This is a genomic window from Bradyrhizobium sp. Leo114 (assembly GCF_055229415.2).
Map to the genome: position 1 here is coordinate 23,035 of NZ_JBUYEN020000063.1, position 10,510 is coordinate 33,544.

Here is a 10,510-nt window from a genome sequence, read left to right on the forward strand (position 1 = left end):
ATGGAAACCATGAAACTGCAAAAGCAGGTGAGGGCGTCGACCATGCTCGACCCCAAAATCCTGGTACCTGCGATCAAATCGTCCTTCATCAAGCTCGATCCGCGGCTGATGGCGAAGAACCCCGTGATGTTCGTGGTCGAGATCGTCGCCGCGCTCACCACGGTGATCTTCTTGCGTGACCTCGTCACCGGCGCGGAGAACATCGGCTTCACTTTCCAGATCATCCTGTGGCTCTGGTTCACGGTGCTGTTCGCCAATTTCGCCGAAGCCGTCGCCGAGGGACGCGGCAAGGCGCAGGCGGATTCGCTGAAGAAGACCCGCACCGAGAGCCAGGCCAAGCTGCTGGAAGGTTCGGGGCGGAACTACCGCCTCGTCCCCGGCACCACGCTCAAGGTCGGCGACATCGTTCTGGTCGAGGCCGGCGACATCATCCCGTCCGACGGCGAGGTGATCGAAGGCGTGGCCTCGGTCAACGAAGCCGCGATCACTGGCGAGTCCGCGCCCGTGATCCGTGAATCCGGCGGCGACCGTTCGGCGGTGACCGGCGGCACGCAGGTGCTGTCGGACTGGATCCGCGTCCGCATCACAGCGGCGCAGGGCTCGACCTTCATCGACCGCATGATCCGGCTGGTCGAAGGCGCCGAGCGGCAGAAGACGCCGAACGAGATTGCGCTGAACATCCTGCTGGCCGGCCTCACCATCATCTTCGTGTTCGCGACCGTGACGATCCCGAGCTACGCGGCCTATGCCGGCGGCTCGATCTCGGTCGTGGTGCTGGTGGCGCTGTTCGTGACGCTGATCCCGACCACGATCGGCGCGCTGCTCTCGGCGATCGGCATCGCCGGCATGGACCGCCTGGTGCGCTTCAACGTGCTGGCAATGTCCGGCCGCGCGGTGGAAGCCGCCGGCGACGTCGACACGCTGTTGCTCGACAAAACCGGCACCATCACGCTCGGCAACCGCCAGGCGACCGCGTTCCGCCCCGTGCGTGGCGTCACCGAGCAGGAGCTTGCCGATGCCGCGCAGCTCGCCTCGCTCGCCGACGAGACGCCGGAAGGCCGTTCCATCGTCGTGCTGGCCAAGGAGAAATACGGCATCCGCAGCCGCGACATGCATGAGCTCGCCGCGACCTTCGTGCCGTTCACCGCGCAGACCCGCATGAGCGGCATCGATGCCGGCTCGTCCGCGGTCCGCAAGGGCGCGGTGGATGCGATCCTCAACTATATCGGCGGCGGCACCGCGCAGTCGCTGGCGAGCGGCAATGCTGTCCGCGCCCTCCAGGCCAATGTCAACACCGACGCCGCGCGCGAACTGCAGAGCATTGCCGACGAGATCGCCAAGGAAGGCGGCACGCCGCTCGCCGTGGCCAAGGACGGCCGGCTGCTCGGCGTCATCCACCTCAAGGATATCGTCAAGGGCGGCATCCGCGAGCGTTTCGCCGAGCTGCGCCGCATGGGCATCCGCACCGTGATGATCACCGGCGACAATCCGATGACCGCGGCGGCGATCGCGGCCGAAGCCGGCGTCGACGACTTCCTGGCGCAGGCCACGCCCGAGGACAAGCTCAAGCTGATCCGCGACGAGCAGGCCAAGGGCAAGCTGGTGGCAATGTGCGGCGACGGCACCAACGACGCGCCGGCGCTCGCGCAAGCCGATGTCGGCGTCGCCATGAACACCGGCACCCAGGCCGCGCGCGAAGCCGGCAACATGGTCGACCTCGACTCCAACCCGACCAAGCTGATCGAGGTGGTCGAGATCGGCAAGCAGCTCCTGATGACCCGCGGTGCGCTGACGACGTTCTCGATCGCCAACGATGTCGCGAAATATTTCGCAATCATCCCGGCGATGTTCCTGGCGTTCTATCCGCAGCTCGGCGTGCTCAACATCATGGGCCTTTCGAGCCCGCAGAGCGCGATCCTGTCGGCGATCATCTTCAACGCGCTGATCATCATCGCGTTGATCCCGCTGGCGCTGAAGGGCGTGGCCTATCGCGCGATAGGCGCCGGCGCGCTGCTCCGCCGCAACCTGATGATCTACGGCTTAGGGGGCATCATCATCCCCTTCATCGGCATCAAGGCGATCGACCTCGCGGTCGCAGCCTTGCACCTGGCTTAATGGCACCGTCATTGCGAGGAGCGAAGCGACGCAGCAATCCACGATCTTGCCCCGCGGCCCGATGGATGGCTTCGCTTCGCTCGCAATGACGAGAATTAGGAGAGACAACATGCTTAGAGAAATTCGTCCCGCCATCGTTCTTCTGCTGTTGTTGACGGCAGTCACGGGCCTCGCCTATCCGCTCGCGATCACCGCCATAGCCGGCGTGATCTTTCCGTCCCAGGCGCAGGGCAGCCTGATCGAGAAGGACGGCAAGATCATCGGCTCCGCCCTGATCGGGCAAGAGTTCAAGGAGGACAAATATTTCCACGGCCGGCCGTCGGCGACGCTGGCGCCGGATCCAAACGATTCCTCCAAGACGGTGCCCGCGCCCTACAACGCGGCGAACTCCGGCGGCTCCAATCTCGGTCCGACCAGCAAGGCGCTGAACGACCGCGTCAAGGAGGATGTCGAGAAGCTCAAGGCGGAAAACCCGTCCCAGCCGGTGCCGATCGACCTCGTCACCACCTCGGGAAGCGGCCTCGATCCCGACATTTCGCCGGAGGCGGCGCTCTTCCAGGTGCCGCGGGTGGCAAAAGCGCGCAACCTGCAGGAAGCGCAGGTCCGCCAGCTCGTCGAAGCCAACACCAAGGGCCGTTTCATCGGCGTGCTCGGCGAGCCGCGGGTGAATGTCCTGGCGCTTAACCTCGCTTTGGACGGCGCTTCGAAATAAAGGCGGCTAGGCCGAATGACGTGACGCGACTATATTTGCTCTATGGCAAATGAGCATCGCGACCCTGGGAAGCGACCCTCGCCGGACGCCCTCCTGGAAGCCGCCCGGCGAGAGAACGATGCGTCCGGGCGGCTGAAGATCTTCGTCGGCGCCGCTCCCGGCGTCGGCAAGACCTACGAGATGCTGCAGAGCGCGCATGCCAAGCTCAAGGGCGGCACCGATGTGGTGGTGGGTGTTGTCGAGACCCACGGCCGGGCCGAGACCGAGGCGCTGCTGCAGGGGCTCGAAGTGATCCCGCGCAAGCGGATCAATTACAAGGACCAGGTGCTCGAGGAGATGGACCTGGATGCGCTGATCGCGCGCCGGCCGCAGCTTGCCATCGTCGACGAGCTCGCCCACACCAACGCGCCCGGCAGCCGGCATCCGAAGCGCTATCTCGACGTCGAGGAACTGCTCTCCCACGGCATCGACGTCTACACCGCGGTCAACGTCCAGCATATCGAAAGCCTCAACGACGTCGTGGCCCAGATCACGCATGTGCGGGTGCGCGAGACCGTGCCGGATTCGATCTTCGACCGCGCGGATGCGATCGAATTGATCGACCTGCCGCCCGACGATTTGATCCAGCGATTGAAGGAGGGCAAGGTCTATGTGCCCAAGCAGGCGGAGCGGGCGCTTCAGCATTATTTCTCGCCCGGCAACCTGACCGCGCTGCGCGAGCTGGCGCTGCGGCGGACGGCCGAGCGGGTCGACGAACAGCTGCTCAATCATATGCAGGCCAACGCCATCGCCGGTCCCTGGGCCGCGGGCGAGCGCATCCTGGTCTGCGTCAGCGAGGATCCGCGCGCCGCCGGCCTCGTGCGCTACGCCAAGCGGCTTGCCGATCGCCTGCACGCGCCCTGGACCGCGATCAGCATCGAAACCCGGCGCAGCCTGCAGCTCTCGGACGAGCAGCGTGACCGGCTCGCCGATACGATGCGGCTTGCCGAATCGCTTGGCGGCGAGGCGCTGACGATTCCCGCCGTGCATCGCCGCATCGCCGATGATCTGATCAGTTTCGCGCAGTCCACCAACGTCACGCATGTCGTGATCGGCAAGTCGTCGCGCTCGCGGTGGTTCGAGATCCTGCGCGGCTCCGTGGTGCACGATCTGGTGCGGCGCGCAGGCAATATCAGCGTGCACGTGATCGCCGGCGAGGATCTGCCTGCCGGCCTCGACAAAGGGCCGGCGGTGCAGACGGCGGCGCGAACCGAGCCGTTCAACCTCAGGCCTTATTTGTACTCGCTCCTGATCGTCGGCCTCGGGCTCGGCGCCGCCGCGCTAGTCCATCCTCGCTTCGGCGTCGAGAACGTCGACCTGGTCTTCCTCACCGCCGTCGTCGTGGTGGCCGTGCGCTATGGCCTGTGGCCGTCGCTGCTCGCGAGCGTCGTGGCCTCGCTTTGCTACAATTTCTTCTTCCTGCCGCCGGTCTACACCTTCACGATCACCGACCCGACCAATATCGCGGCGTTCTTCTTCTTCATGCTGATCGCGCTGCTCGTTTCTAACGTCGCGGCGCGGGTGCGGGTGCAGGCCGATACCGCGATCAGCCGCGTGCGCATGACTGAGTGGCTTTACGCCTTCAGCCGCAAGCTCGCGGGCACCGCGACGCTGGATGACGTATTATGGGCGACCGCCTACCAGATCGCGCTGATGCTGAAGGTGCGCGTGGTGCTGCTGCTGCCGGAAGAGGGCTTGCTCGTCGTCAAGGCCGGCTATCCGCCGGAAGACCAGCTCGACGACGCCGATCTTGCGGCCGCGAACTGGGCCTGGTCGAACGATCGGCCGGCCGGCCGCGGCTCGGACACGTTGCCGGGCGCCAAGCGCCTGTTTTTGCCGATGCGGACCGGCCGCGGCCTGATCGGCGCCATCGGCATCGACAATGACAAGACCGGCCCGCTGCTGACGCCGGACCAGCGGCGGCTGCTGGATGCGCTGGTCGACCAGGGCGCGCTCGCGATCGAGCGCGTGCTGCTGGTCGAGGACATGGACAAGGTCAAGCGCACCGTCGAATCCGAGCGCCTGCGCTCAGCGCTCCTGACCTCGATCTCGCACGACCTGAAGACCCCATTGGCCTCGGTACTCGGCGCCGCCTCGACCATGCGCGATCTCGGCGGCAACCTCACGGATGCGCAGAAGCACGATCTGCTCGCGACCGTGATCGACGAGTCCGAACGGCTGAACCGCTTCATCGCCAATCTGCTCGACATGACCAAGCTCGAATCCGGCGCCATCGTGCCGAACACGGCGCGGCATGACGTCGGTGAAATTGTCGGCAGCGCCCTGCGCCGCGCCGGCAAGATCCTGGTGCGGCACAAGGTTTCGCTCGATCTCGCCGCCGATCTGCCGATGCTGGAGCTCGACGCGGTGCTGTTCGAACAGGTGCTGTTCAACCTGCTCGACAACGCGGCCAAATACGCTCCTGCCGACACCACGATCTCGATCCGCGGCCGGCGGGATCGTCATTCGATCGTGCTGCAGGTCATGGACGAGGGCAGCGGCATTCCGCCGACCGAACTCGAAAGCATCTTCGACAAGTTCTACCGTGTGCAGAAGGGCGATCATGTCCGCCCCGGCACTGGCCTTGGTCTTGCGATCTCCCGCGGATTCGTCGAAGCCATGCATGGCACGATCTCGGCCGCCAACCGCACCGACCGGAGCGGCGCCGTGCTCACCATCCGGCTGCCGATCCCGGCGGCTACCGCTGCGCTGGATACCGCTGCATGAACGCGACACCGATCAAGGTCCTGGTCATCGATGACGAGCCGCCGATCCGCAAATTGTTGCGGATGGGGCTGAACACGCAAGGGTACGAAATTCTCGAGGCCCCCAACGGCAAGGCCGGACTGGAGATGCTAGCGCAGGGGCCTGCGCTGATCATCCTCGATCTCGGCCTGCCTGATATACAGGGCCACGACCTCCTACGCATGATCCGCGCGCGCAACGAAAGCGTGCCGATCGTGGTGCTATCGAGCCGCGGCGACGAGGCGGGCAAGGTGCAGGCGCTCGACCTCGGCGCCGACGATTATCTGACCAAGCCGTTCGGCATGGATGAGCTCTTGGCGCGCCTGCGCGCGGCGCTGCGCCATCAATTGCAGGTGCAGGGTGAACGGCCGGTGTTTCGCGCCGGCGATCTCTCGGTCGACCTCGTGCGCCGCATCGTCAAGGTCGGCGATCGCGAGGTGAAATTGTCGCCAAAGGAATATGAGCTGCTTCGTGTGCTGGTGCAGCACGCGGGCAAGGTGCTCACGCATCGTTTCCTGCTGAAGGAATTGTGGGACGAACTCACCGATGCGCAATATCTTCGCGTCTATGTGCGTCAGCTTCGGCAGAAGATCGAGGCTGATCCCGAGCGTCCGCAATTCGTGCTGACAGAGACTGGGATAGGCTATCGCTTGCGCGCGGCGGACTGAGGCGAGTTGCAGAGGCGGAACTTTTTCGGAGTGAGGAAATTAATCTCCCTCAACCGGGAGGAATGCCAATGGCACGAAAATATTCCAGGAAAGCATCCGGCGACGTCAGGCGCGCGATGAAGAAGCGCAAGGCCGGCACGTTGAAGAGCGGCCGCTCAGGCCGCAAGGTCAAGAGCCGCAAACAGGCGATCGCGATCGGACTTTCGGAAGCGCGCGCCAAAGGCAAGAAAGTCCCGAAGAAGTCGTCGAAGAAGAAAACGTCCAAGAAGAAAACAACGAAGAAGCGGAAGAGCAGCAAGAAGCGGAAGACCAAGCGGTAGTCGGGCTTCGCGCTTCTCTTCGTCATGGCCGGGCTTGTCCCGGGCATCCACGTTCTCTGGGCAAAAAGGAAGGCCTGGATGGCCGGGACAAGCCCGGCCATGACGCTGTAGTCTACCCCGCCTTGCGTGCACGCGCGGTCGAGCGATGCGCTTTTCGCGCTGCGCGGCGGCGGGAGGGCTGGCGGCGGGCGGTGGAATGGCTGCGTTTCTTGGCTGCCGAGCGGCCCTTCAGGCTCTGCTTCAGCGCATCCATCAGGCTGACGACGTTGCTCGGCCGCTCCTCGGGCTCCGGGGCCTCGATCGGCTTGCCGGCCGCCTTGCGTCGCACCAGTGCCTTCAGTGCATCCTCATAGTCGTCCTTGAATTTCGAGGGGTCGAAATGCGCCGCCTTGCTGTCGAGGATGTGGCCGGCGAGCTCGACCATATCCTTGGTGATCTTCGGCGTCTTGATGTCGTCGAAATAATCGGCCTCGTCGCGCAGCTCGTAGGGATAACGCAAGGTGGTGCCGAGCAGGCCCTTGCCGAGCGGCTCGATCGCCATGACGTGCTCGCGGTTGGTCAGCACGATCCGCGCCAGCGCGACGCGGTCCTGGTCCTTCATCGCGTCACGGATCACAGCGAAAGCGTCAGCGCCGGCCTTGCCGTCGGGCGCGATGTAATAGGGGTGGTTGAGATAGCGCTTGTCGATCTCGTCCCTGGGCACGAAGCTTTCGATGTCGATTGTGTGGTTGCTCTCGATCTGGACGGATTCGAGTTCCTCCGGTTCGATCTCGACATATTTCCCTTTCCGTAGCTCATAGCCGCGCGCCTTCTGATCGGCTTCGACGATGTCGCCGGTTTCGGCGTCCACCATCTGCTGCTTCAAGCGGTTGCCGGTCTCCTTGTTGATCATGTGGAAGCGGGTTTTCGCGACCGACGTCGAGGCCGGATACAGCAGCACCGGGCACGCCACTAGCGACAGCTTCAAGGTGCCTTTCCAATAGGCGCGAGGGGCCATTTCATTCTCCGGATATCTTGGAGTATGGGAACTTCAACCGATGCGAGGGGTTTTGGTTCCTGGTATATACCGCCGCAAGGCGGCGGCCATTTGCGTGAGGTGCACCCGTGCTGCAGAGAAACCTGTCCACCTATCGCAAGAAACGCGACTTCTCCAAGACCGACGAGCCCTCCGGCGAGGTCAAGGTTGCGCCGTCCAAACAGCGCCGCTTTGTGATCCAGAAGCATGACGCCACGCGGCTGCATTACGACCTCCGACTCGAAATGGACGGGGTGTTCAAGTCGTGGGCGGTGACCAAGGGGCCCTCGCTTGATCCGCACGACAAGCGGCTTGCGGTGGAGGTCGAGGACCATCCGCTCGACTATGGCGATTTCGAAGGCACCATTCCGGAAGGCCAGTATGGCGGCGGCACGGTGATGCTGTGGGATCGCGGCTATTGGGAATCGGACGATCCCGCAGCCGGGTTCAAGAAAGGCGATCTGAAGTTCACCCTGGATGGCGACAAGCTGCATGGAAGCTGGGTGCTGGTGCGGATGCGCGGCGATCGTTTCGGCGGCAAGCGCACCAATTGGCTGCTGATCAAGCATCGTGACGAATATGCCAGCGAGGACGGGGAAAGCATTCTCGATGAGGACCGATCCGTCGCCTCCGGCCGCACCATGGAGCAGATCGCGGCCGGCAAGGGCAGGGCGCCAAAGCCGTTCATGCTGTCGAAGAACGGCCGCGCGAAGGCGAAGGCCGATGCGGTCTGGCAGTCCAATCGGGAGGAGACCGGCGCGGCGCGTCCGAGGACGAAAGCGCCGGCGCCCAAAACGCTGGCGTCGAAGTCGCGCGCTTCCGCCAAAGCCAAAGCAAAGAAGATCGAGCCAAAGAAGGTCGAGGCGATGCCGGACTTCGTTGCACCGGAGCTCTGCACGTCCGTCGATCGTCCACCCGGCGGTGCCGGCTGGTGCCACGAGATCAAGCTCGATGGCTACCGCGTGCAATTGCGGGTCGAGGACGGCGAGGCCACGCTCAAGACCCGCAAGGGTCTGGACTGGACCGACAAGTTCGGTGCGATCGCGAAAGAAGGCGGCAAGCTGCCTGATGTGATTGTTGACGGCGAGATCGTCGGGTTGGACAAGAACGCCATACCGAATTTCTCGACGCTGCAGGCGGCGATCTCGGACGGCAAGACCGATGATCTGATCTTCTATGCCTTCGACCTGCTGTTCGCCGAGAATGAGGATCTGCGCGCGCTGCCGCTGGCCGAGCGCAAGGCGCGGCTGAAGCGGCTCCTGGAAGCACGAAAAGGCAAGGGCAAGTTGATCCACTATGTCGAGCATTTCGAGAGCGGTGGCGACGCGGTGCTGGAGTCGGCCTGCAAATTGGAGCTTGAGGGCATCGTCTCCAAGAAGCTGGATGCGCCCTATCGCTCCGGCCGCTCCGAGCTGTGGACCAAGGCGAAATGCCGTGCCGGTCACGAGGTCGTGCTGGGCGGCTGGAAGACCACCAGCGGAAAATTCCGCTCGCTGATGGCCGGCGTCTATCGCGGCGATCATCTCGCCTTTGTGGGAGTTGTCGGTACCGGCTTCGGCCAGGACAAGGTCCGCCGGCTGTTGCCGGTGCTGAAGGCGCATGAATCCGACGAGAGTCCGTTCGGCGGCGAGAATGCGCCGCGCAAGGCGCGCGATATCCATTGGCTGAAGCCCGACCTCGTCGCCGAGATCGAATTCGCCGGCTGGACCGAGGGCGGCAATATCCGGCAGGCCGCGTTCAAGGGACTGCGGCAGGACAAGCCGGCCAAGGAGGTGGAGGCCGAAGAGCCGGCCAAGACTGAGATCGCCGAGCCGAAGCCGGGCAGGGCCGCGGCGAAGGCTGCGAAATCGGCTGCGGATAAATCCTCTGTTGTCATGGGCGTCGTGATCTCCAAGCCCGACAAGGAGCTGTGGCCCGACGCCTTCGACGGCGAGGGCGTGACCAAGCTCGATCTGGCGCGCTATTTCGAGGCGGTCGGCGAATGGATGATCGTCCATCTCAAGGGCAGGCCGTGCTCGATCGTGCGCGCGCCTGATGGCATCAATGGCGAAAAGTTCTTCCAGCGCCATGCGATGCAGGGCATGTCGAACCTCTTGGAGCTCGCAAAGGTCTCCGGCGACCGCAAGCCCTATGTGCAGATCGATCGCGTCGAGGGATTGGCGGCGGTTGCGCAGATCGGCGGGCTCGAACTGCATCCCTGGAATTGCGCGCCCGATATCTACGATACGCCGGGGCGACTGGTGTTCGATCTCGATCCCGCGCCGAACGTCGAATTCTCAGACGTCATCGAGGCCGCCAAGGACATGCGCCAGCGACTCTCAGCCGTCGGCCTCGAGAGCTTCTGCAAAACCACCGGCGGCAAGGGCCTGCATGTCGTGGCGCCATTGCTGTATGGCGCAAAGGACCGCGTGACCTGGAAGGAGGCCAAAGCGTTCGCGCAGGCGATCTGCCAGTGGATGGCCGATGACGACCCCGAGCAATATCTGCTCAACATGTCGAAGAAGCTGCGCAAGGGAAAGATCTTCCTCGACTATCTGCGCAACGACCGGATGTCGACTGCGGTCGCCCCGCTGTCGCCCCGCGCACGCGAAGGTGCCACCGTCTCGATGCCGCTGACTTGGGCGCAGGTGCGCGGCGATCTCGATCCGAAGAAGTACACGGTGCGCACCGTGCCGTCGCTGCTCGCGCGGAGCAAGGCCTGGGATGGCTATGACGATGCCGCCACGTCGATCAAGGCGGCGATGAAGAAGCTGGCAGCGAAGAAGTAGCGATGAGCGACTATCTGGGTTGTCAAGTTGCATTGGCGTAAGCGGCGCGCGCATCGCGTGCTTTGGCGTTGAGACGGACCAGGAGCTTACGGGCGAGTGCAATGCGAATGACCATTTTTTCCTTTCCG

Annotated in this window: 7 protein-coding genes and 1 pseudogene; 6 read left to right on the forward strand and 2 right to left on the reverse strand. The window is 64.1% G+C overall.

Translation table 11 applies throughout. The annotated features are described in order from the left end of the window. The 5 genes from kdpB (at position 1) to ACZIRK_RS39765 (ending at position 6,599) form a co-directional block, all read left to right on the forward strand. Positions 1–2,115, forward strand: coding sequence for a potassium-transporting ATPase subunit KdpB (gene kdpB / locus ACZIRK_RS39745; protein ID WP_208825806.1), 2,115 nt, complete (start codon positions 1–3; stop codon positions 2,113–2,115). A 109-nt stretch (positions 2,116–2,224) separates the two neighbouring features. Beyond that, positions 2,225–2,827, forward strand: a complete 603-nt coding sequence (locus ACZIRK_RS39750; protein ID WP_130224487.1) for a K(+)-transporting ATPase subunit C — start codon at positions 2,225–2,227, stop codon at positions 2,825–2,827. Between the two features lie 42 nt (positions 2,828–2,869). Beyond that, a complete protein-coding gene (locus tag ACZIRK_RS39755) occupies positions 2,870–5,593 on the forward strand; it encodes a DUF4118 domain-containing protein (protein WP_474419388.1) in 2,724 nt (907 codons plus the stop codon). Then, positions 5,590–6,279, forward strand: a complete 690-nt coding sequence (locus ACZIRK_RS39760; protein ID WP_474419389.1) for a response regulator — start codon at positions 5,590–5,592, stop codon at positions 6,277–6,279. The genes ACZIRK_RS39755 and ACZIRK_RS39760 overlap by 4 nt, the downstream gene beginning before the upstream one ends. Positions 6,280–6,395: 116 nt before the next feature. Then, positions 6,396–6,599, forward strand: a complete 204-nt coding sequence (locus tag ACZIRK_RS39765) for a DUF6496 domain-containing protein (protein ID WP_474419391.1) — start codon at positions 6,396–6,398, stop codon at positions 6,597–6,599. A 112-nt stretch (positions 6,600–6,711) separates the two neighbouring features. Here ACZIRK_RS39765 and ku read toward each other — a convergent pair whose 3' ends face one another. After that, complete coding sequence (ku, locus tag ACZIRK_RS39770; RefSeq protein WP_474419390.1) at positions 6,712–7,596, reverse strand: non-homologous end joining protein Ku; 885 nt, start codon at positions 7,594–7,596, stop codon at positions 6,712–6,714. Positions 7,597–7,706: 110 nt separating this feature from the next. On the opposite strand from ku, the gene ligD reads away from it, so the two are divergent. Continuing rightward, a complete protein-coding gene (ligD, locus tag ACZIRK_RS39775; RefSeq protein WP_130224531.1) occupies positions 7,707–10,382 on the forward strand; it encodes a DNA ligase D in 2,676 nt (891 codons plus the stop codon). A gap of 22 nt (positions 10,383–10,404) precedes the next feature. Here ligD and ACZIRK_RS39780 read toward each other — a convergent pair. Further along, a pseudogene (locus ACZIRK_RS39780) lies at positions 10,405–10,510 on the reverse strand (IS110 family transposase); the annotation flags it as partial.

Excerpts from the sequence above, each read along its gene's own strand:
- ACZIRK_RS39760 (WP_474419389.1), top strand. The coding sequence starts at position 5,590 with ATGAACGCGACACCGATCAAGGTCCTGGTCATCGATGACGAGCCGCCG.
- ACZIRK_RS39750 (WP_130224487.1), top strand. The coding sequence starts at position 2,225 with ATGCTTAGAGAAATTCGTCCCGCCATCGTTCTTCTGCTGTTGTTGACG.
- ACZIRK_RS39765 (WP_474419391.1), top strand. The coding sequence starts at position 6,396 with ATGAAGAAGCGCAAGGCCGGCACGTTGAAGAGCGGCCGCTCAGGCCGC.
- ACZIRK_RS39755 (WP_474419388.1), top strand. The coding sequence starts at position 2,870 with ATGGCAAATGAGCATCGCGACCCTGGGAAGCGACCCTCGCCGGACGCC.
- ku (WP_474419390.1), bottom strand. The coding sequence starts at position 7,596 with ATGGCCCCTCGCGCCTATTGGAAAGGCACCTTGAAGCTGTCGCTAGTG.
- kdpB (WP_208825806.1), top strand. The coding sequence starts at position 1 with ATGGAAACCATGAAACTGCAAAAGCAGGTGAGGGCGTCGACCATGCTC.